The organism is Pseudomonas sp. RG1 (genome assembly GCF_025910115.1).
GTDB lineage: Bacteria > Pseudomonadota > Gammaproteobacteria > Pseudomonadales > Pseudomonadaceae > Aquipseudomonas > Aquipseudomonas atacamensis.
In genome coordinates, this window is sequence record NZ_JAPCIK010000019.1 from 350134 (window position 1) to 372540 (window position 22407).

General features: G+C 59.9%; 12 protein-coding genes. 6 read left to right on the top strand and 6 right to left on the bottom strand.

Features of this window, described 5'->3' with window-relative positions:
- Positions 1-92: 92 nt before the first annotated feature.
- The gene (locus OK411_RS13065; RefSeq protein ID WP_024012724.1) at positions 93-956 is read right to left on the bottom strand and encodes a LysR family transcriptional regulator; all 864 of its coding nucleotides are present in this window, start codon (positions 954-956) and stop codon (positions 93-95) included.
- Positions 957-1210: 254 nt separating this feature from the next.
- Here OK411_RS13065 and OK411_RS13070 point away from each other — a divergent pair, with 254 nt between their 5' ends.
- Both OK411_RS13070 and OK411_RS13075 read left to right on the top strand, forming a co-directional pair.
- Positions 1211-1783: an antitoxin Xre/MbcA/ParS toxin-binding domain-containing protein gene (locus OK411_RS13070; RefSeq protein ID WP_016774475.1), complete on the top strand. Its 573-nt coding sequence runs from the start codon at positions 1211-1213 to the stop codon at positions 1781-1783.
- On the top strand, positions 1780-2274 hold the full coding sequence (locus OK411_RS13075) for an RES family NAD+ phosphorylase (RefSeq protein WP_016774476.1): 495 nt from the start codon (positions 1780-1782) through the stop codon (positions 2272-2274). The genes OK411_RS13070 and OK411_RS13075 overlap by 4 nt, the downstream gene beginning before the upstream one ends.
- A gap of 104 nt (positions 2275-2378) precedes the next feature.
- On the opposite strand, the gene OK411_RS13080 is transcribed toward OK411_RS13075, so the two are convergent.
- A complete protein-coding gene (locus tag OK411_RS13080) occupies positions 2379-2696 on the bottom strand; it encodes an SCP2 sterol-binding domain-containing protein (protein ID WP_024012726.1) in 318 nt (105 codons plus the stop codon).
- Positions 2697-2759: 63 nt separating this feature from the next.
- Positions 2760-3470, bottom strand: a complete 711-nt coding sequence (locus OK411_RS13085; protein WP_016774478.1) for a histidine phosphatase family protein — start codon at positions 3468-3470, stop codon at positions 2760-2762.
- A gap of 204 nt (positions 3471-3674) precedes the next feature.
- Here OK411_RS13085 and sohB point away from each other — a divergent pair, with 204 nt between their 5' ends.
- The gene (gene sohB, locus OK411_RS13090; protein ID WP_016774479.1) at positions 3675-4706 is read left to right on the top strand and encodes a protease SohB; all 1032 of its coding nucleotides are present in this window, start codon (positions 3675-3677) and stop codon (positions 4704-4706) included.
- Positions 4707-4773: 67 nt separating this feature from the next.
- On the opposite strand, the gene OK411_RS13095 is transcribed toward sohB, so the two are convergent.
- From OK411_RS13095 to OK411_RS13105, 3 genes are all read right to left on the bottom strand, one after another.
- Positions 4774-5268, bottom strand: a complete 495-nt coding sequence (locus OK411_RS13095; RefSeq protein ID WP_016774480.1) for a DUF934 domain-containing protein — start codon at positions 5266-5268, stop codon at positions 4774-4776.
- Positions 5252-6910 (bottom strand): nitrite/sulfite reductase, encoded by a 1659-nt coding sequence (locus OK411_RS13100; protein ID WP_024012729.1) that lies wholly within the window; start codon positions 6908-6910, stop codon positions 5252-5254. The genes OK411_RS13095 and OK411_RS13100 overlap by 17 nt, the downstream gene beginning before the upstream one ends.
- A 470-nt stretch (positions 6911-7380) precedes the next feature.
- Positions 7381-7599: a DUF2970 domain-containing protein gene (locus OK411_RS13105; protein WP_264365054.1), complete on the bottom strand. Its 219-nt coding sequence runs from the start codon at positions 7597-7599 to the stop codon at positions 7381-7383.
- Positions 7600-7751: 152 nt separating this feature from the next.
- Here OK411_RS13105 and OK411_RS13110 point away from each other — a divergent pair, with 152 nt between their 5' ends.
- From OK411_RS13110 to OK411_RS13120, 3 genes are all read left to right on the top strand, one after another.
- A complete protein-coding gene (locus tag OK411_RS13110) occupies positions 7752-10379 on the top strand; it encodes a dermonecrotic toxin domain-containing protein (protein ID WP_264365055.1) in 2628 nt (875 codons plus the stop codon).
- Complete coding sequence (locus OK411_RS13115) at positions 10322-14911, top strand: NEL-type E3 ubiquitin ligase domain-containing protein (protein ID WP_264365056.1); 4590 nt, start codon at positions 10322-10324, stop codon at positions 14909-14911. Before OK411_RS13110 ends, OK411_RS13115 begins: the two co-directional genes overlap by 58 nt.
- A 133-nt stretch (positions 14912-15044) precedes the next feature.
- The gene (locus tag OK411_RS13120; RefSeq protein WP_264365057.1) at positions 15045-22403 is read left to right on the top strand and encodes a dermonecrotic toxin domain-containing protein; all 7359 of its coding nucleotides are present in this window, start codon (positions 15045-15047) and stop codon (positions 22401-22403) included.
- Positions 22404-22407: the final 4 nt, after the last annotated feature.

Consider the following 22407-nt stretch of genomic DNA (forward strand, 5'->3'; position numbering starts at 1 on the left):
TGTTGTTATACCCGGCAGATTAGCCGATCCGCTGACTTGTGCAGCGCGAACCTTGCGGCCTTAAGCGCCATGCTCTGGACTGAGGCTGTCCGTCAGCTCAACGGATTCCAGCGCTGTGACCAGTCGTCATCGGTGCGGATCACTTCGCGCAACAGATCGAAGGCCTGCTGCAGCACTGCCGAGTCGCGATCACGGGAATACACCAGATAGGTCGGATAACCGAATTCCGGCGCTTTGGTGACGGCTTCCAGGGCGCCGGTCTCCAGGTAAGTGCGCACAACCCGAGTGCGGAAATAGCCGCTGCCACCATGTTCGAGGATGTATTGCAGGGCCAGCGGGCCAAGGTTGAAGCTCAGCGCGGCTTTGGCTTTTTCCGGCAGGGCGGCGTCGTGCTGACGGCGGAAATCCGGGCCCCAGTCGATGTAGACGTAAGGCTCAGGACGCTCGGGGGCGCGCACCAGAATCAGTTTTTCCTCCAGCACTTGCTCGACCTGCAGACCCGGCCAGTATTCCGGTTGATAAACCAGCGCCGCATCGAGCACACCGAGTTCGAGCTGACGCAACAGATTTTCGCCATCGCGGATTTCCATGCGCAGTGCGTGGCCGGGGATTTTCTCCCGAAGTTCCGCCGCCCAACTGAGCATCAACGGGTTGCACAGGCTGACCTCGCCACCGATGTGCAGAACGTTGTGATAACCCTCGGGCAGCGGCAAGTCGCGGCGCGCGGCTTCCCAGGTCTGCACCAGTTGATTGGCGTAGATCACGAACGCTTCGCCATTGGCCGTCAACTTCGCCCCGGCGCGATTGCGCACGAACAGCGTACTGCCCAACTGGCTTTCGAGTTTCTGCACCCGCGCGGTGATGGCGGTCTGCGTGACGAACAGCTTCTGCGCAGCGGCGGCGAGACTGCCGTGACGGACGATTTCGAGGAAAGTGCGAGCGAGGTCGATGTCCATGGGGCAGGGCCGGTGTCTGGAGGTGGAGCGCATTGTAAGTCAAAAGGCTCTCTCCCCAACCTGAAAGCAGCAACGGATTGAACCGCTGAAAATTGCGTTTGAGTCCTACGGAAACAGGAGCGTTTTGATCAAATTTGGGGATATTTCTGACGACTTTTTCAGGTTGGTCGTCGGACGCCGGGTCTATAGGATCAGTCCTGACATTGAAGTCATCGAGCGCACAGATCGCTCTGGACCCGGACAAAGGATGGACTATGCGAATCCCACTGATTGAAAGCCATACGCCTGCTTACTCGCCTCGCCATTACTGGCGCGACGATCGCGCCAGGTGTCCCTCGGAGGACGTTGCCATGCCGAGCGCCAAAGTGCCCCGGCTCACGGGCTTGAAGAAGCTCGAGGGCAAACCTCTGGAGTTGCTGTTGCGTGGGCAGGATACCGGCGACGATCCGATGCTCATCCTGCGCTGCACAAGCGAAGGATTTGAGCTGCTTGATGTAGTGAACATGATCGCAACCTCCGAGCTGTACCAACAGGGAGAGATGGTCAAACGTATCACCGGTAAATCCGTGAGAACCGTGCGACGCCTGCTCAAGGAAGGCGCGTCGGTGCGCCTGGACACGCCGCAGAGCGTCATCGCCTACCAATATGCCGCTGCGCTGGAACTGGCCATCGAAGTATTCGGGCGTCAGGCCAAGGCCGAATCATGGCTGGAGCAACGCGCTACTTACTTCTACGGTTATGTGCCGCTCGATCTGGTTGGACATGCGCTGGGCTTCAGGATGGTGGAGGAGTATCTGAACCAGATCAAATACGGGGTTTATCAATGAACCCCTTGCCCTGGGATGATCGCTGGTACGCCTGGCGGCTGGATCGCGAGGTGTACAGCGAGACCTGGGACAGCGGCCTTGGATCGAAACGGGACGGCGGCCGCTGGAATACGCCCGGCCGCAGAGTCGTTTATGCGTCGGTCGACCCCTCCACGGCGATACTGGAGGTGGCCGCCCATGGCAGCTTCGATGCGCTTGATCAGGAACCCTATGTCTTGACCTGTTTTGAAATCACCCACGACGCCAGCGTCAGAATCGTGCAACCGGAAGATGTGCCTAATCCGCATTGGCTCACCCCGATCAAAACCTCACCCAACCAGCGAAAGTTTGCCGATGCACTGTTGGCTGAACATCCATTTGTTCTGGTGCCTTCGGTGGCCACCCGACACTCGTGGAATTTGCTGGTGAGTTGCGATCTGGCGGAGGGGCAGTTCAGGATGGTTTCGCAAGAGCGGTTTGGGCTGGATACGCGGTTGTTGCAGGAGGGTTGATCGTACCTCCGGGAGCGGAGCGCGAAGCCGAGCCCTGCGCTGATCTCCTGCATGAACGACAAATCCCGTCACAAGGACGGGATTCGTTTGAACCAGGCTGCTTCTTACGAAGGGAACAGCTCGGACAGTTTCATCGACAGCATCATGTCGCCTTCAACGCGCAGCTTGCCGCCCATGAAGGCCTGCATGCCGTCGGTTTCGCCGCTGACGATGTCTTTCAGGGTCTGGCTGTCCAGCACCAGCGTGCAGTTGGCGTCCGGGTTTTCACCTTCCTGAATTTCGCAGGTGCCGTCTTTGACGATCAGTGCGTATTGCTTGTCTTCGTCGGTGATGTTGAAACCGAAGACCAGGTCCAGACCGGCAGCGGCGGCTGGGTTGAACTTGGCTTGCATTGCTTTTACGGCATCAGCTACGGAGGTCATGGTTCGATCCTTTCTTGGTCATGGGAGCTGGGTGGTTACAGCCAGGGTCACAGTAAGCCGGACTCAGCGAAAAGTGATGAGTTCCGGGGCCTTCAGCAGTTGCAGGTGTGCGTGACTGTTGAAGGAAGCCAGAGCCACCTCGCGACCACGAAACTTCAATTGGTTGAGCGAGGTGTTGACGATTTGCCAGTTCAATTCAAAGGCCTGTCTGGCAGGCATTTGCGTAATCAGGTGGAGCAGGGCAGTGATGGTACCGCCGGAGGTAAACACGGCGATTTTCTGGTTTTTTTCCGCCAGGTCGAGGATGCGGTGCAGCCCGGCTTGAACCCGTTCGACGAAACCCAGCCAGCTTTCCAGTCCGGGTGTGTCGTAGGTACCGGCAAGCCAGCGCTCGACGATCAGGGCGAAGATGCGCTGGAATTCACCGCGGTTCTGCGCGGCGTTGCGCAGGATGTCGAGGGCTTCCGGCTCTTCCGGCAACATGGCCGGGAGCAGAGCGCGGATCACCGCATCGGCATCGAATTCGTTGAAGGCGGAATCGGTCTCGAGGACTGGAACCGGCAGGCCTCTGGCGCTGAATTGCTCCAGTGCACTGGTGGCCGTGTGCTGTTGACGACGCAGGTCACCGGCGAGGCAACGATCGAAGCTGATACCGAGGTCGGCGAGGTGCTGGCCGAGGATTTCTGCCTGACGCACACCGGTCGGCGACAGGACGTCGTAATCGTCTGCACCAAAGGAGGCCTGGCCATGTCGTATCAAGTAGATGCTGCCCACGTCCGCGTCGTCCCGGTACGTTGAAGGTCAGGCGAGGTTATGAGGATGGCGTAAGGCTGTCAATGAAAAAACATACGCTTGTTTGAAATGCCCGTTACAGGCGTGTTGCCAGAGGTTTCACGGCTGGCCGATGAGCCGGCGCATGGGTATGCTGGAGCCATTCCGCGTGTAATACACCGTCACGCATTGCTTTGAGGAGTCTCTGTGGATTTTTTCACCGAATACGCCAGCTTCCTGGCCAAGACCGTCACGCTGGTGATCGCCATTCTGGTGGTGCTTGCCAGTTTTGCTGCATTGCGCAGCAAGGGCCGACGCAAATCGGCGGGCCAGTTGCAGGTAAGCAAGCTCAACGATTTCTACAAGGGCCTGCGTGAACGCCTGGAGCAGACCCTGCTCGACAAGGATCAGCTCAAGGCATTGCGCAAGGGCGAAGCGAAAACAGAAAAAAGCGCGAAGAAACAGAAGAACAAGCCTGAGACCAAATCCCGGGTGTTCGTGCTCGACTTCGACGGCGATATCAAGGCTTCCGCCACGGAAAGCCTGCGCCACGAGATCACCGCGCTGCTGACCCTGGCCACGCCGAAAGACGAAGTGGTTCTGCGTCTGGAAAGTGGCGGCGGCATGGTGCACAGCTACGGTCTGGCGTCGTCGCAGCTGGCTCGAATCCGTGATGCGGGCGTGCCACTGACCGTGTGCATCGACAAGGTCGCGGCCAGCGGCGGTTACATGATGGCGTGCATCGGCGACAAGATCATCAGCGCTCCGTTCGCCATCCTCGGTTCGATCGGCGTGGTCGCGCAATTGCCCAACGTCAATCGCCTTTTGAAGAAGCACGATATCGATTTCGAAGTGCTCACCGCCGGTGAGTACAAGCGCACCCTGACCGTGTTTGGTGAAAACACCGAAAAGGGTCGCGAGAAGTTTCAGGAAGACCTCGACATTACCCATCGCTTGTTCAAAAACTTCGTCGCCCGTTATCGCCCGCAACTGGCGATCGATGAGGTGGCTACCGGTGAGGTGTGGCTCGGTATCGCTGCGCTGGAAAACCAACTGGTGGACGAACTGAAGACCAGCGATGAATACCTGGCACAGAAGGCCAAACAGGCCGAGGTCTATCATCTGCACTACGCCGAGCGCAAAAGCCTGCAGGAACGCATCGGCATGGCCGCCAGCGGTTCGGTGGACCGCGTGTTGTTGAGCTGGTGGAGCCGTCTTACCCAGCAACGCTTCTGGTAAACCGCAGGCATAAAAAAACGCCGGTCACATGACCGGCGTTTTTGTGTCTGCAACAAACGTCCGACGCTTAGCGGCGACGGAACAGCGGCAGTGGTTCGTCAGCGGCAGCCTGGTAAGTCACCGAGAAGTCCTTGAGGCCTTCCAGTGCTTCGTACGGGTCTTTGTCCGCGCGAATGGCAAAGGCGTCGAAACCGCAGCGATGCATGTAGAACAATTGGTCCCGCAGTACATCGCCAATCGCACGCAGCTCGCCTTTGAAACCATAACGGTCACGCAGCAGACGGGCATTGGAGTAGTTACGGCCGTCGGTAAACGCCGGGAAGTTCAAGGCGATCACCTGAAACTTGGCGACGTCCTCACCGATTTCCTCGGCCTCTTCATCAGCATCCAGCCACACACCCAGACCACCGTCGCGGGCCAGGAGCATGCGGCTGTGTTCGCGCCACAGTTGCAGCGGCACGATCAGGTCGTCGCAGTTGCTGATTTCATCGATGTTGAAATCCTTCGGCAACAGGTGCCAGGTTTCGTCGACGACTTCGTTGTTCTTAATGATTCGCTGCATAGACGCGTTCCTTGAAGAGGTCGATGCCAATACGCTGATAAGTGTCGATGAAGCGCTCGTCTTCGGTGCGTTGTTCAACGTACACGTCGATCAGCTTCGAGATCACGTCAGGCATGGCTTCCTGTGCGAAGGACGGGCCGAGGATCTTGCCCAGGCTCGCATCACGGCTGGCGCTGCCGCCGAGGGAGACCTGATAGAATTCTTCGCCTTTCTTGTCCACGCCGAGAATGCCGATGTGGCCAACGTGGTGGTGACCGCAGGCGTTCATGCAACCGGAGATGTTCAGGTCCAGCTCGCCGATGTCGAACAGGTAGTCCAGATCATCGAAGCGACGCTGGATCGATTCGGCAATCGGGATCGACTTGGCGTTGGCCAGCGAGCAGAAGTCACCGCCCGGGCAGCAGATGATGTCGGTCAGCAGACCGATGTTCGGCGTGGCAAAACCGCCTTCACGCAACTCGCCCCACAGGGTGAACAACTGGCTCTGCTCGACATCGGCAAGAATGATGTTCTGCTCGTGGGAAGTGCGCAGTTGACCGAAACTGTAGCGCTCGGCCAGATCGGCGACGGCGTCGAGTTGCTTGTCGGTGATGTCGCCAGGGGCAACGCCGGTCGGCTTCAACGACAGCGTCACAGCCACATAGCCCGGCTTCTTGTGCGCCAGGGTGTTGCGGCTGCGCCAGCGGGCGAAACCCGGATGTTCTTGGTCCAGATCGGCCAGTTGCGCAGTCTGGTTGTCGAGGGTTTTGTAGTCCGGGTCGACGAAATGCTTGGCGACGCGATGCAGTTCGGCTTCGGTCAGCGTGGTCTGGCCACCGCGCAGGTGCTCCATTTCCGCATCGACTTTCTGCGCGAACACTTCAGGCGTGAGCGCCTTGACGAGGATCTTGATCCGCGCCTTGTATTTGTTGTCGCGACGGCCGTAGCGGTTGTACACACGCAGGATGGCGTCGAGGTAGCTCAACAGGTCCTGCCATGGCAGGAATTCGTTGATGAATGCGCCTACCACCGGCGTACGCCCGAGGCCGCCGCCAACCAGCACGCGGAAACCCAGCTCGCCAGCAGCGTTGTAGACAGGTTCCAGGCCGATGTCGTGGACTTCAATGGCAGCACGGTCGCTGGTCGAGCCGTTGACGGCGATCTTGAACTTGCGCGGCAGGTAAGCGAATTCCGGGTGGAACGTTGTCCACTGACGGACGATTTCGCACCATGGCCGTGGATCGATCACTTCATCGGCGGCGACGCCGGCAAACTGGTCGGTGGTGACGTTGCGCAGGCAGTTGCCGCTGGTCTGGATCGCGTGCATCTGCACGGTCGCGAGTTCAGCGAGGATGTCCGGGATGTCTTCCACCGCAGGCCAGTTGAACTGCACGTTCTGCCGCGTACTGATGTGGGCATAGCCCTTGTCGTAGTCGCGGGCGATTTTGGCCATCATGCGCACCTGGCGCGAAGTGAGCTGGCCGTAAGGCACCGCCACGCGCAACATCGGCGCGAAACGCTGGATGTACAGGCCATTTTGCAGGCGCAGGGGGCGGAATTCTTCTTCGCTCAGCTCACCTGCCAGATAGCGTCGGGTCTGATCACGGAACTGCTTGACGCGGTCCTCGATGATCCGCTGATCGTACTCGTCGTATACGTACATATAAGTCCTGTTCTCAGGCTTGGGCTACTCGGAAAACGCTGCGTTTTCGCTTGCTGGAGTCCGATGTTGCCTCTGCAATTCTGCGCGCACGGCCGCGCACTCCGTCACGGAGCCGGGGCAATATACCCGTTTGCAGTTATGCGCAAAAGTGATGTTTGAGTATATGTAAAGAACCAAATCGCCTAACGCGAATGCCGGTCATCTAATCCACATTTGTCGTGCGGACAATCATCGTCTTAACTGTGATCGAGTCTTTGTGCAATCACCGATAAAACCGACAAGAGGCGATGCAATGAGCAACCCGACCAAAGCCAGGAAAAGCGACAGTAGCGTCGATGCGTGGGCCATTTTGTTCCTGATCATTCTCGTTGTAGGAACAGCGGTCTTCTGGGTCAGCCATCAGTAAATCAGCGTTCCGGGCCTTTCTTTCAGGGCCCGGATAGCTCGAGTCGGTGCCCGGCCTGGCGCCATCATACCCCGGCCAGATACAACACCAGTTTGACGATGGCAAACAGCGTCAGGCCAAACACGGCTGTAAACAAGACGCCGAGAATCAAGAAGTGGCTGGGTTTGCCGTGGGTAAAGTCCCTTTCCCGGTTCTTGCCGCTTTGCACGCCGAACGCCGCTGCCATGACGCTGTGCAGCATCTGCCAGAAACTCGGCGGTTTGTTGTCGACTGGATCGTCCATAAATCCCTCTGCGAAAAATCGTCCCCCGAAGCATAGTCAATCGCTGTGGTCACGGATGCCGCGTTACAACTTTTGCGCACGGGATATAGCCATGTACCGCCGGACAGCGCGGCGTCAGTGATGTGCTGTCGCTCCATTTACAGGAGCGATGTATGTCCACCGATTCAGACGTTTCGACCGTAACCGAGCGCCCCCTCAAACCTGCGGCGTCCGAGAGCATCCACGCACCCTGGCTCGAATCCGTGATGCCGCATTGGCTGATTCAGGCGCCGGTGCACAGGAAAACCGAGCTCAAGCAGGCGCAGACAGTGTTCCCGCGCTGGTACACGCAGGCGACGCCGGCCCAGCGTCAGGTGGTCAATACCAGCTACAGGATGAGTTTTATTGCTCAGACGAGGCTGGACCGCTCCATGTCCACCTTCAAAGACATCGAAACCTTCGCCCGGCCGCTACTGGCGCAGGCGCTGAAACACCGCTATCAGGTCGCCGTGGATCTGGATAACACGCTGTTGTGTCTCAGGCGACCGATACTCGCTGGCATTCTCGGCGAGGAAATCGGTTCATTCGAGGCACTGACGCTGCCGATGCTCCAGGCCGCTTTGCACAACTTCGAAAGTGATGAGTGTGCTTATGGCGCCTTTCACAGCAGCTCTGGCTTCGCAACCGCGACCGCCGTAAAAGGTGCCCTCAAGGCTGTTCCGGTGAATGTGTCGGTCAGGAACTACCTGAACCTGTGCCGCGAACTGGATATCGGTGCCCGGTACCAGGCTTATCTGACAAGGTTTTTCCATCCGGTCGATCCGGCCGCGGAAGCGAAGTTGCGCCGGCACTTCGTCGCCAGCCAGAAAACGGCCATGCGCGCGGCAGCCGAGCGCGCACTGTTGACCAAGGATATTCAACCTGAAGATCACGCGATGATCCTCACGGTGATCAACGGCGAAAGGCACCCGCGAATCGGCGACAAGCAGGTGTGGTTTCAAGACCTGGGCTTGATGCGGCACCGGCTGGTCGGATGTGTGGTGTTCAAGATCGCGCAAAAGTATGGCCCGGTCGACGCGGTAATTCTGTACGTCCCCAACGATCCGGAACACCCGCTCAAGCGCTATACCGGCACGCAAATGCAGGACACCTTCAAGCGCCTGCTGAGTGCTCGCGATGCGCAACAGGCGGACAGCACGGCCCCTACGTCCTATCAACGATTCTTCAGTCAGTTCTTCCCATATGAGAAGCGTGCGTATTACTTCAGCCAATTCGTAAAGTCTGCAGACGGCGCATCGGATTGGCTGTCGTCACCGTGGCGCAAGATTCTGCAGACAACGTTGATTTTTGTAGAGATCTGGAAGACTTCACCGAAATATCAAAAAATGGTCCCGGATACCGATCCTTACGTGGCAGTTTCGTTGATGCCGCACCTTCAGGTATATCCGTGGGCGGGGAATAGCGACCTCTGGGCGTACTTGTACGAAAAACATCGTGACAAGCTAATCAACGACGCTCGTGGTCACGCGGTACCTACCGCCGACGTCGACGCCAAGGCGCGCGATGCCAAGCTGTCCGGGCTGCTGCAATTTGGTCTGCTGGCGCTGAACATGGCGTCCATGTTCGTTCCGGTACTGGGCGAAATCATGCTGGTTGTCATAACGGCCCAGTTGCTCTACGAAACTGTCGAAGGCGTGATCGAGTGGAGCGAGGGGGATAAACACGCCGCCAGGGCGCATCTTGTCGACGTTGCTGAAAACCTTGCGCAGATCGGTGCGATGGCCGCCGCAGGAGCAACATTCAATCGGGTGACAGCCGTTAAACCGGAGCCGGTGATCGAAGATCTGCACCCGGTGACGCTGCCTGATGGCAAGAGGCGCCTGTGGCGGCCGACCTTGCGCGGCTATGAACAAGCGCTCATCCCCGGCAAGTTGTCGCGGCCCGACGCGGCGGGGCAGTACCGCGTCGCCGGCACAACCTGGATGCGCCAGGGCGGCAGGCTCTATGAGCAGACGTTTGACCGCTCCAGCGGGCACTGGCGGTTGAAACATCCCACCGATTCTCTGGCTTACCAACCGTTGCTCAGCCATAACGGCCACGGTGCCTGGCGCCTGAGCCTGGAACAGCCCATGGCGTGGGATCGCTTGACCCTGCTGCGACGCATCGGGCACCTCACCGATGGTTACTCCGATGACACCTTGCTGGCGCTGGCCGATATCAGCGGTATCAGCGATGGCGCCCTGCGCAAGATGCATCTGAATCAGTTGCCCCCGCCCCCTGAACTGCGAGACGCCATGCGCCTGTTCGATGCCGATGCACAGGCGAGGCAAATGGTCGAGCAATTGCGCGGAGCCAGGCCCATCGACGAGCACTACCTGTATGCAGTCCCGCTGGTCACCGAGATGCCCCGTTGGCCTGCCGATCGGGTTCTGGAGATGACAGCTGATCCGCATGGAGCAGGGCCGACCATCCGCTATGGTGCGCAGAATACGCTGCCCGGTTTCGGCCTCAAGCCCGCTATCCGCCTGACACGTTCGCAAGTGTTGAACGGGGAAATGCCGGCGCGGATTCTGGCTGCGTTGGAAGAGCAGGAAATCAACTATCTGCTTGGACGCACGGCTGCCCAATTTCGCCCGGCACGGCCCGACGAGTTCGGCAAACAACTCGCCGAGTACGCCTATACGCGTCAACCGGCGATTTTTGACAGTCTTTATCGGGGGGTACCGAATCGCCGAGTGCGCCCGTGCGCCTGTTGCAGCGTGAATGTCCCGCTCTCAGCGACGTGGCGGCTCAGGATGTGATCGAGCATGCTTCGACGCACGAGCTGGCCCGAATGGATGCGACCGGGCGTTCCCCTTTGAGAATGCTGGAAGAGGCTCGCTGGCATGTCCTCCATGGCCGCCAGGCCCGCGCATTTGCCGGTTTGCACAGCGAAAACCTGGCGTCGGCGGACAGTCGGCGACTGGCTTTGCACGCGCTTGAACAATTGTCTGGCTGGCCGCACTCACTACGTCTGGAAATTCGCGAGGGGAGCGTGACTGGCACCTTGCTCGACAGCATCGGCGAGCCGATGGCGCCGGTTAGACGCTATGTGGTGAAAAACGGACCTTTCTATCAAGCGTTCAATGACCACGCCCAGGCATTGAACAGAGTCTTGAGGGTCCAGGACAGCTTTTACAGTTCGCTCATGCACGCGTTGCCTGAGGACACACGTTCATCAATCGGATTGTCTGTCGGCAACGCCCATGGTGAGCTGCAACAGAAAATCATCGAATCGGCCCACCGTCATCGAGCCGAAGCTGCGCGATTGCTGTCGCCAGCTGCAAAGTGGTTCAAACCGCCGGTACGCGTGGGCGCGCGACTGCTGGGTTATTACGCCAGTGGCCGTGGTACAGGCCTCAATCCATCCCTCGAATCACGCATTGCGCATCTATACCCCGAGTCGCGCCAGGCACGGGCATTTCTCGCCCGGCAACACGGCCAGAGTGAAACGCTGATTCAGCTCGAACTGGAATCTCGCCGCCAGGATTGGGACGCGTTGAACGTTGCACTTGAGCGATGGCAGGCAGCGCCGAGTGATAGCCGCACTGCAACGCACAGGGCGCAACTGGCACAGACACTGCGAGAGACATGGCGTCATGGTCCGCTGGACGGGCAGGCGGCGGAGGCGGCCCGCCTGACAATCCATTGCGACACGCCATTGCCCGAGCTGAGTACAGGCTTTCCCCACGTGCGTGAACTGGCCATCACCGGCATCGGCATAACCGACGCCAATGCGGACGGGTTTCTGGCGGCGTTCCCGAATGTCACCGATTTATGGCTCGGTGAATTGAGGCGCTATGGCCAGACACCTGTCACCCGACCGCTTAGCACATTGCCAGAGGCGGTTGAGCGGCTGCCCGGGCTGAGACGTCTGCGTTTCTCTACCGATGCGCCATTGCTCGCGGAAAGCTTTGCGCGAAGGCTGGGTGGACTGACTTCGCTGGAGCAACTGCGCATCGACTATCACGGATTCGATTCCACCACCTTGCATGGTCTTGACCTGCAATCGCTGACACGACTGCGCAGATTACGCATCGATGCGCCCCACGCGTTATGGCGGTGGCCCGCATACGTTGAACGACTTCAGCAGCTCAGACGCCTTGACCTCACGCACACCTTGATCGAAACCTTGCCCGACTCGCTCTACAGCGGCCATGACAGACTCTGGGCCGGGTTATCGCTGGATTGGTCACGTGTCACCCCAGCGACGTTCCGTCGGGCCTATGAGTTTGTCAGCCGCCACTCCGGCCCGCGCGGCCACTTGCTCGATGTGCATCAGATGGTCAGTGACTATTGCCGCGCCGAACTCGATAGCATGGCCGTCGCCCCGGATAGCGCCGACCCTTTGCCGCAGGCATTCAATGCAGCCTGGTCAACACCGTCGGCAAGGGTGGCGGCGATCGAGCAGCTTCGGGCCGAACATGAGGCCATCTTCGCCGCGTTTTATCCGCCATCCCCGCGCCAGGGATCACGCTATGCAGCGCCCGCGCGGCGCTGGTCGACAGGGGCCAGCGCGGACCTGTTACATACGTTGAAAAGCAGCTGGCACGGTGCGATTCGTCAGCGCTATGGCCTGTCTGCCGACGTTGAGCGCTTTAGCTTCGTCGAGCTGCCCGGCGCCACCACCCGTGTCGAGCTTCCTTCGTTGCCGGCCGGCAGTTTCGCCCATGTGCGCACGCTGCGTCTGGAAGGGCTGAACGTGCCCTCCGGCCAGGCGCGGGATTTTATTCGCGCCTTCAGTCATATCGAAACCCTTGAACTGGGGGGAAGTACGTTCACCGAGCTCCCTTTTGCAGCCCAGGAATTGCCCGCGCTGCGTCGGCTTGACGTGTCCGGTAACAGAATCGCAGTGACGGCAATGGTCCAGCGCCAACTCAATGCGCTGCCCCAACTGGTACGACTGAACCTGAGTCATAACCCGCTGGGGCGACTCGATGCCACGGCTTTGAGCGGGCTCGAGGCCTTGAATCTGAGATCGACGGATTTGCTGGCCTGGCCCACCGGGGCGGAAACTCTGCCACGGCTGTCATGGCTCGATTTACGAGACAACCGGATCGCGTCCCTGTCGCCGCAAGCGCTGGCGCATCCTGACGCATTGATGAGGACGAATCTGTCGGGCAACGCCTTCAGTGCCGATGGTGAGGCAGCTTTTCACGCGGAGCTGCTGCGCATCGAGCAGCAGCGGGGGTTGGGCCAGGGCACGTTGTCACGCTTCGCCGCAGAGCCGGTGCCTGAGCATTTTCCGCCGTTGGAAACCGGCGGTTCGTTCAGTGATCTGCTCCTGCCACTCCCGCAGCCGGCGCCTGTCAGTTCAGGCGCTTCGGGGCATTTGCAGCGGTTGGCGGTGATCCTCAATCACGAACGGGCGCAACGTAGTCTGCTGGTGCTGCGAACACGGGCCTTGAATGACGCTCAGATCGATGCGCAGATCAGCCAATGGCATCTGAGCTGCGAGGCGCTGACCCGTCAGTTGAACGATTGGCTCTATACCAGGGAAGTACGAACGAACACTGCCCTGGTCAGTGCGCAAGTGCGTGCGTTGGTGGCTCGGCGAATCAGCGAGACCTGGCGCGACACCCTGACCCGACACCCCGGCGGAGACGGTCTGGAGCTTGAATTGGCAGGATTGCAGACCGGAGAACTGCCGGCGCTTGTGGTGCAGTTTCCGGGCGTGACGACGCTCGATCTGAGCGGTGCAGGGATCACGGCGCAAGGGAGCGCGGGTTTTCTCGACGGTTTTCCCGACCTCGAGACCTTGTATCTGAGTGGTAACGAATTGGGCGCGGTGCCTGCGCCGGTGCTGCACATGCGTCATCTCACGCGCCTGGACATGCAGTATTGCAGCTTGCGCAGTGCGACGAGTGTTTACCGTTTGCTGGGCAACGCGCGGCTGCGCACGCTGGATTTGAGTTACAACGAACTTCGGGTTTTCAATCCGCCCGATTATGGCGTGATCGAGTCTCTGGATCTGCGCTACAACCAACTGAGCGAATGGCCTGACGGTGTGTTGCAGGCGCCCGGGTTGCAGGCCCTGAACCTCAGCGGTAACGCAATCGCGGAAATCCCCGCGGCGCTTTTCGATGGCGATCATTCGGGTCTGATCGCAGGCTCGGATCTGTCAGAAAACCGCAATTTGTCGCTTTCTGCATTGCAAGACCTCAGGCGTTACAGCCGCGAGCGCGCCATACCGCATGTGCTGGGTATGACGCGCGCGCAGGTTGAGACGATGATCAACCGTCAGGTGTTCGGTGATCTGTTCGGGATTCCTGAAGACGGTGCTCCAACCGATAACGCTGGCGGCGTTGTCGACGATCCCCATGCGCAGGTATTTCCTGCCGAGAAAGTTTTTGATCCAGCCAACGATGTCGCGCCACGCTCACGCGATCCGTGGCTTGTGGACAGCGATCCGCAGTGGGTTGCGCCAAGAACCGAGCTCTGGGCGCAATTGGCGCAAGAGCCGAATCACGAGCGGTTTTTCCAGTTGCTGCGCTTGTTGCTCGATACGCAGGACTACAGGCTGGTGCGAGGCGATCTGACGCAAAGAGTCTGGCGTGTCATGCAGGCCGCTGAGGAAAATACCGAACTGCGGCAACTGTTGTTTCAGGGCGCCGAGACCCACGGCACCTGCCCGGACGGGCGGATTCTGACATTCAGTGATTTGGAAGTGCGGGTCGCGGTCTATCACCAATTGCGTGACATTCCGTTGAATCGAATGGCGTCCAGAGGTCGGGCGCTGCTGCGTCTGTCGCGGCAACTGTTTCGCCTGGATCGTGTCGAGACGCTGGCTGAAGCCGCCGGTCTGGGTATGGATCGTGCGGAAGTGCGCCTTAAATATCGCATCGGTTTGACGGGCGGCTGGGGTGACGGTGTCGATTTACCGGGCCAGCCCGCGTCGATGATTTATGACGTCCCGCTGAGTGATGAACTGCTGGAGTACACCCGCGCCTCGATTCTTGAGGCAGAGGGCACCGATGCGCTGTCCGTAAGCATGGCAGAGCGCGACTACTGGATCTCTTACCTGCAAGATCTCCACCCACAAGAGATGGCCGCGCTGGACGTTGCGGTTGACGAGCGACGCCAGCAACTGTGGGACCAGCTCAATCAGCGTCTCGCCCGCAATGAACTGGGTTCCGAGGAATACGACCTTGAGCTGAACAGGTTGGGCAAGGCCATGGACGTGCTGCGCACACAGAAACGCGCCGAGCTGACACGCCGGGTGATCAGCGAGCTGAACAGCTTCGCTGCGGAATCCGAACAACCCCGCCGCCTGCCACCAACATCCGGTTCCTGAGGGCACCTTGCTGAGGCGGTCCGAGGCAGGCCAAGTCACATCCGCTTACCACTGCTGGTTGCGCAATACCCGGATAACGCAGAAGCGATAACGCGACATGGTTTGCTGAGCGCTCCATCAACAAGGAGTGACCATGATCGCTATTTCCCCAAAACCCGTGTCGACGCAGCCTGCGTCGACCGATCAGCCGGCAGACGCCAGTCGGTCAGTAAAGCTCGTTGCCACGCAAAGCCTGCACGGCGAGTTTCTCGAAGCTTCGATCCCGCAATGGTTGACCGACGCTTCGCCGCAACGGCGCGAAGCCTTCAAGGCGGTTGCGACAGCATTGCCAGCCTGGTATCAGGATGCGACGCCGGCCCAGCGCAAAATCGTTGACGATACGTTCAAGGCCAGTGTCATCGCCCAGAACAGTCTCGACAAGCGCATGGCGAAACTTCAGGACGTCGAGACGTTTGCCCGGCCATTAGTCATCAAAGCGCTGAAAGACAAACATTCGCTGGATATCGATGTCGACAAAACGCTGCTGTGTCTGCGCCGCCCGGTGGAGATGGGTATCCAGCAAATCGAACTGGCCTCATTCGAGGTGCTCAAGCTAACGCTGCTGGAAGCCGCACTGCACAACTTCGAAGCTGGCGAATGCGAAGGGACCTACCATTCGAGCTCAGGTTTTGTGGTGGCAGGGTCCACGGCGCAGACGTTCGACCATGTGAGCATCGGTATTTCGGTCACCCAGTTTCTGCACCTTTGCCGCGATCTGGATATCGGCCAGCAATACCAGACTTACCTGCAAGGATTCTTTCATCCTGAGGAAACGGTGGCAGAGGCAGTGCTTGCCGAACGCTTCATTGCCGCGCAGAAGGCGACGCTGCGCGCTGCGGCCGAGCAGGCGCTGTTGCAAAAGGATATCGAGGCGGCGGATCACGCGATGATCGTCTCGGTGATTGACGGCGAGATGCATCCCTGGATGGGGAAAAAACAGGTCTGGTTCAAGGACCTGGGGTTGATGAAAAAAAGACTCACCGGCTGCATCGCGTTCGTCATCTGCGAGAAATACCGCTACACCGACGAACTGATTCTTTATATCCCGCACGATCCTGAACATCCGCTCAAGCGCTACACGTTCCAGCAGATGCGCGACGAGCTCAAACGCTTGCTCACTGCACGCGACGCTCCGCAACAGACGGGCGCGGAGCCCACCGCCTACCAGCGCTTTCTCAGCCAGTTTCTGCCTTATGACCAGCGTCCCGAGTATTTCAGCCAGTTCAGGCAGAAGGCGGCTGACTCACCCGGCGATGGCTGGGATCTGCTGCGCTCGCCATGGCTGTCGGTGCTGCAAGGCTTCACCGCCGGCTCGGCGTTCACCCGCATTCAGCAGGTACCGCCCGAACGCCAGGTCAAATGGGAGCCAGTGGCGGACCCTTACATCGCACCGTCCACCCTGGGACGCAAGGGGCAGGGACTTTGGGCTCCCAACGAGGACCTGTGGCAATACCTCTATAGCCAGAACCGCACCAAGCTGATCGATGATGCCCGAAGCCATGCGGTACCGACTGCCGAGGTAGACGCGCGAGCAAGGGACGCCAAACTGGCGCATCTGATGCAACTCGGCATGCTCGGTCTGAACATGGTCTCGATGTTCGTGCCTGTGTTGGGCGAAGTGATGATGGTGGTGATGGCCGGGCAACTGCTCTATGAAACGCTTGAGGGCGCAATCGAATGGGCCGAGGGCGATCGGCGTGCGGCCAAGGATCATTTGATCGATGTGGCGGAAAACCTTGCGCAGATTGCGCTGATGGCCGGTGTGGGCGCCGCAGTAAGGAAAATCTCAAGCGCCAAAGCCGTGCCGGTCATTGAAAGTCTGCATCCGGTGAAGTTGCCCAACGGCGAAACCCGGCTGTGGAAACCCGACCTGAGCGCTTACGAGTCGGCTGTCGCACTGCCTGTCAGTCCCGGGCCAAACAGTGCCGGCCAGCACGTGCTTGAGGGTAAAACCTATATTCGCCAGAGCGGCAAGGTCTATGAGCAGTTTTTCGATGAATCGATCGGCAAATGGCGGATCAGCCATCCGACCGACATCAACGCCTGGCAGCCGGTGCTCCACAGCAATGGAAGCGGTGCCTGGCGGCATACCCTGGAGCGTCCGCAGGATTGGGATCGTCTGACCCTGTTGCGGCGCATCGGCCATGCAACCGAAGCGTTTTCCGATGCACAGCTGATCAAGGCTGCCGATATCAGCGGTGTCAGTGAAGCCGCGCTGCGCAAGATGCACATTGATTCTTCGCTGCCACCACCGGAACTGACCCAGGCCATGCGCATGATGCAAGCAGATGGCAACGCAGCACTGGTTGTCGAGCAGTTGCGCGGTACAAAACCGATCGATGAACTGTACCTCTACGCGCTGCCGCTGATCACCGAAATGCCGCGCTGGCCGGAGAACCGGGTGCTGGAAGTCTTCGACGGCGAGCAATTGTCCGGCAAGTTCGTCAGGTATGGCTCCGCGCGGCGGTTTCGCGATGTCGGCGTCAAGCCACCCATTCAGATATCGCGGGCCGATATCTTCAGCGGTGAACTGCCAGCACGTATTCTCGCAGGGCTGGACGAGTCAGAAATCACTCGGCTCCTCGGCGAGCAAGGGGCACGCGTGCGCAATGGCCGACCGGCAGAGTTTGGCAAGCAGATCGCCGACTACGCCAACACCCGCCAGCCGGCGATCTACGACAGCATTCATTCGGGCACCGACCCCGTCGATCCGCAGGTTGCGCGCTTGCAGAAGGCCTGCCCGGGACTCAGTGAACCGGCGGCGCGAACGGTGCTGGCACATGGTCGACCCGATGATCTTCAGCGACTAGGCTCAGGGCAACGAGTACCGCTGCGCCTGTTGGAGGAGGCCCGCTGGTACGCGCGGCAAAGTCGACAGGTAGCGGCATATGCCGGTCTGCGCAGCGAAAACGTCGCGTCTGCGGACAGCCGGCGCCTGGCGTTGCACACGCTGGAGCAATTGGCGGGTTGGCCCGACAGCCTTCGCATTGAAGTACGCGAAGGCCACGACGCCGGCATGCTGCTCGACAGCATCGGCAGTGAAACCGCCGGCGAGAAAAAATACCTGATCAAAACAGGCGTTCAGTTTCAGGCATACAACGAGCGCGGTGAGGCACTCAACAGCCTGCCTCGCGACGGCGACAATTTTTACTCCTCGATCATGCATGCCCTGCCTGATCATGCGCGCCGCGGCCTCGGTGTCCCTGAGGTCGGGCAGTCCGCAGAGTTGCAAGCAAAGATCATCGATCACGCCGACCAGCACCAGGCCGATGCACCCGCGTTGCTGGCACCTCAGGTCAAGTGGATAAAGCCCCCGGTGCGGGTGAACGCTACCTTGATCGGTTATCCCGCCAGTGGACGCGGCGCGGGATTGGCACCGAACCTGCTGGCTCACATCCAGGATATCTACCCGCAATTGAGCGACGAACAGGCTCGTGGCTTCCTCCTTGACCAGTATCGGGCAGGAAAAAACGACCGGGCCATTTTCGAGCTGTTGCAATCACGTCGGCGTGAGTGGGAACAGCTCAATGCGACGCTGGATGAATGGGCGGGGACAGCGACGGCGGCGCCCTGGGAACGCTCCGGAGCAAATTACAAGTTTCGCACCGCGCAAGCGCTGAAAACCTGCTGGCGCAACGCTTTGTCCACTGGGGTCGCGGGTGCGGATCAACTGTCGATTCTCACCTACGATCCTCTGCCAGAGATGACCGTCGACTTTGCTCACGTGCGTGAACTGTCGATTGGCGGCGGAGGTTTGACCGACGCCAATGCCGATGCCTTCCTGACGCGATTTGCCAATATCGAAAAGTTGTCGCTGGGGGAGCGGGGCAGTCTGTTCGGCACCTACATGGAGCACGAGCAGTCACTGACGACGTTGCCCCTGAGCGTGACCCGCATGTCCGCGTTGAAAAAGCTCAAGTTCCGAACGCCAGCGCGGGTGATGGCTGCCGATTTGTCGACAAGATTGCGTAGCCTGACCGCGGTTGAGGAGCTTCATCTCGATTTTCCCGGCGGCGCAGGCAGCCCGCCCGAGCTGGACCTGGCTCCCCTTGAACGACTGAAGAAACTCAAGATTGAAGCGCCGGGCCTGACGCAGTGGCCGGCTTATGTGGAACAACTGCCTGAGCTGGAGCGTCTGGATCTGACGCAGACCGCCATCGCATCCCTTCCACAGACCCTTTATGTCGGGCACGAGAGACTCTGGGCCGGTTTGTCCCTGGACTGGTCGAGGTTCTCCCACGGAGCGTTCAAACCGGCTTACGACTATGTGAAAAACTACATGGGGGAATGGGGGCATCTGGTTGATCTGGACTTGATGGTCCGCCGCTACTGCGCCGGGGAACTGCAGTTTCTGACGGGTGAGGCTGGCCGTCTCAACCCGTTACCTCAGCGCATCATGAGTCTGTGGAACACACCGGAGACCCGACTTGGAGCCGTGGAGATTCTGCGCGTGGAGCACAGCGCAATTTTCCGCCAGTTCTACGAGGCCAGCGCATCCGCAGAGTTGCGTACGGCGACGCCGGCAGCGCGCTGGCAAGCGCCGCCCAATGCCCGGGTGGTTCGTGCACTGGAAAAAAACTGGCGCGCGGCCATACGCCGGCGTTATCGCTTGAACGATGACGTTCGTCCCTTCAATGCTGAGGACTGGATATCCGCCAGCGATCTGGACGACGCCAGCATGTTTGAACTGGTTGACACCGCCTGGGCGCTGGGCGCGGAGTCGGTGAGTGAGCTGCCGCAATTGCCGGCCGGTACGTTTGCTCATGTACAGCGAGTTCGGCTGGACCGCTTGACTGTGCCGGTCGAACAGATCCGCGGCTTTCTCCAGGCGTTCAGTGGCGCCACAAGCCTGGAGGTCACCGCCTGCGGATTGACCGAAGTGCCGGTGCGGCCAGCCGATTTGCCCCGGCTCACACAGCTGGACCTGTCTTTCAACCGAATCGCCGTGACCCCTGAGGTGCAAGATCAATTCGACGCGCTGAGCAATCTCGAACATCTCAATGCCCGCCTCAATCGGCTGGACACACTGGACGTTTCTCGCCTGACCGGCCTCAGGACGCTCAACCTCAGCTCAAACGGGCTCAATGTGTGGCCGAAGGGGGCGGAGAACCTGACGCATTTGCAAGCAATGGATTTGCGGCATAACACCATCGGTTCGCTCCCCGATCACGTGCTTGCCGACAACGCTGTGCTGCTCAAGACCCGGCTGCTGAACAACCGCTTCAGTGTCGGCGGCGAAGCGAGCCTAAAGGCGGCGCAGCGACGGATCGAAATGACCTTGGGTTTGCCCGAAGGGGCGCTGCAACGGTTCGAATCGCAAGCGCCATCGTTACCCGCCGGTTCCAGCGGTGCCACGCCTGACACGGCACTCAATCGCGCCGCTCATCTCTTGCCACTGCCATCTGTCTCGGTCATTCAGCAAGGCACCGACATGCATCGCGCAGTGCTGGAAATCTTTCCGTCACTGTCGCTTGAAAAGGCCCAGGCCAGCGTTGAGCGTTTACGCACTGAAGGCCTGTCCCCTGAGCAAATCGTCGGCAGACTGAATCAGTGGCAAGCAAGTAACGAGGCGTTGACGCGTGAGTTGAACGGCTGGATCTTCAACCCGGCGCAAGGGGCTGGTGAAGGGGCGTCGTCAACAAGATTCTTTGATGCCTCCAGGATCCGCGCTTGCTGGCGGGACGGGCTCACCGGCCATACCGAATCCGCCGGACGCACGCTGAGCCTGTCAGCGGGCGGCTTGGGTGATTTGCCTGCGCTGTCGAACGTGTTTTCCCATGTGCGGACGCTGGACCTGACCGGGGCCAAATTTTCCGTCGAGAGTTTCAACCTCTTCTGCCCGGCGTTTCCTGAGTTGACCACGCTGATGCTCAATGGCACGGGCCTGGCACGCCTGCCGGAAGCTGTCGGCAGTCTGAGCCGGCTCGAACGGCTGGAATTGAGCGGCAATCGCCTGGCCGTGGCGCAATCGGTGTATCAGCACGCGAGCGGGGCGCGGCTGCGCTGGCTCGACCTCAGTCACAATCAGCTGGAAGAATTCAACGCCGCAACCTTCAGCAGTCTGCAAACCCTCAACCTCGGCCAGAACGGCCTGGATTTCTGGCCTGAAGGCGTGCTTGAACTGGCGCATCTGCAAAGGCTGGACCTGTCGGGCAACAACATCATGGTTTTCCCGGACCGGCTGTTGGGCGGCAATCATGAGGCGCTCGTGGCAGGCACCGATCTGTCGGAGAACTCGCTGTCGCTTAACGCATTGGAGCAGATCAGGGACTACAGCGTCGCGCATGGCGGCAGTGACGTGCTGGGCTACACGCCGGAGTCCTTGCAGCGCCTGATCGCCGAGCGTATGAGCGACTCGGAAAGCGATAGCGGATCCGAATCGGATTCGGATCGGGGTTCGGACCCCGACTCCGATAGCGACGATGGTGATGATCCGCGTGGCGGAGGCGGTGGCGGTAGCAGTAGCAGGCCCGTGGATATGCATGCCGGTGTGGAGGCCGCGGAGGTGATTGCCAATCCGGCGCAGGACGTGGCGGCGCCGGCGATGGACATATGGATGACCTATACGCATGCAAATGCGCGTGCAGCGCGGCAAGCACTATGGCTGCAATTGGCTCGACAGGCCAACCATGAGGCGTTCTTTCATTTGCTCTCGACCTTGCCCGACACCCTGGAATTCAGGTTTGCCGGTGCCGATCTGACCCACCGGGTCTGGCAAGTGATCCAGGCTGCCACGGAAAACGCTGAACTGCGCGAGCTGTTGTTTTTCAACGCCGAAACCCACGGCACGTGCCCCGATGGCCGGATCCTGTCGTTCAGCGAACTGGAGACCCGCGTCTATGAATACAACGCTCTGCGCGACATTCCGCGGCATCGTCAGCTGCAACGCGGCAGAGCGCTGCTCGATCTGACTCGACGGCTGTTTCGCCTGGAAAGGGTGGATCGACTGGCCGAAGCCGCCGCCAGGAACAAGGATCGCGCGGAAGTCCGCCTGCAATACCGCATCGCCATGACACGCGGCTGGCCGGACGACCTGGAGTTGCCGGCGCAACCCGAACACATGTTGTACGCCTCACCGATTCGCGGGCGACGATTGCTCAATGCGCGTGCCTCGGTTCTCGCGGACGAGGCATCACCCATGTTTCTGGAGGATCTGATTGCGCGGGACTACTGGATCCGCTATCTGCAGGATCGCCACGCCGAGGCGTTCGAGGCACTTGAACGCGACGCTACCAGGCGGCACGAAGCGGTCGAGGATGCCTACCCGGACAGAGAAAACAGCGATTATCTGGACGCGATGAGGGTGCTTGAAATCGAACTGGCGGATGCGCGCATCGAGAAACTCAAGGATTTGACTCGCACAGAGCTGGAGAGCCTGGCGTCGCAGGATGCGGGAGCGTCGCCATCGGCCCCGTCTTCACCGAAACCCGGGCCTTCGTGGCGCCGTGACTGACTGA

Coding starts and splice junctions, on each gene's coding strand:
- OK411_RS13070 (WP_016774475.1), top strand. CDS start 1,211: ATGCGAATCCCACTGATTGAAAGCCATACGCCTGCTTACTCGCCTCGC.
- OK411_RS13075 (WP_016774476.1), top strand. CDS start 1,780: ATGAACCCCTTGCCCTGGGATGATCGCTGGTACGCCTGGCGGCTGGAT.
- OK411_RS13065 (WP_024012724.1), bottom strand. CDS start 956: ATGGACATCGACCTCGCTCGCACTTTCCTCGAAATCGTCCGTCACGGC.
- OK411_RS13100 (WP_024012729.1), bottom strand. CDS start 6,910: ATGTACGTATACGACGAGTACGATCAGCGGATCATCGAGGACCGCGTC.
- OK411_RS13105 (WP_264365054.1), bottom strand. CDS start 7,599: ATGGACGATCCAGTCGACAACAAACCGCCGAGTTTCTGGCAGATGCTG.
- OK411_RS13080 (WP_024012726.1), bottom strand. CDS start 2,696: ATGACCTCCGTAGCTGATGCCGTAAAAGCAATGCAAGCCAAGTTCAAC.
- OK411_RS13110 (WP_264365055.1), top strand. CDS start 7,752: ATGTCCACCGATTCAGACGTTTCGACCGTAACCGAGCGCCCCCTCAAA.
- OK411_RS13120 (WP_264365057.1), top strand. CDS start 15,045: ATGATCGCTATTTCCCCAAAACCCGTGTCGACGCAGCCTGCGTCGACC.
- OK411_RS13095 (WP_016774480.1), bottom strand. CDS start 5,268: ATGCAGCGAATCATTAAGAACAACGAAGTCGTCGACGAAACCTGGCAC.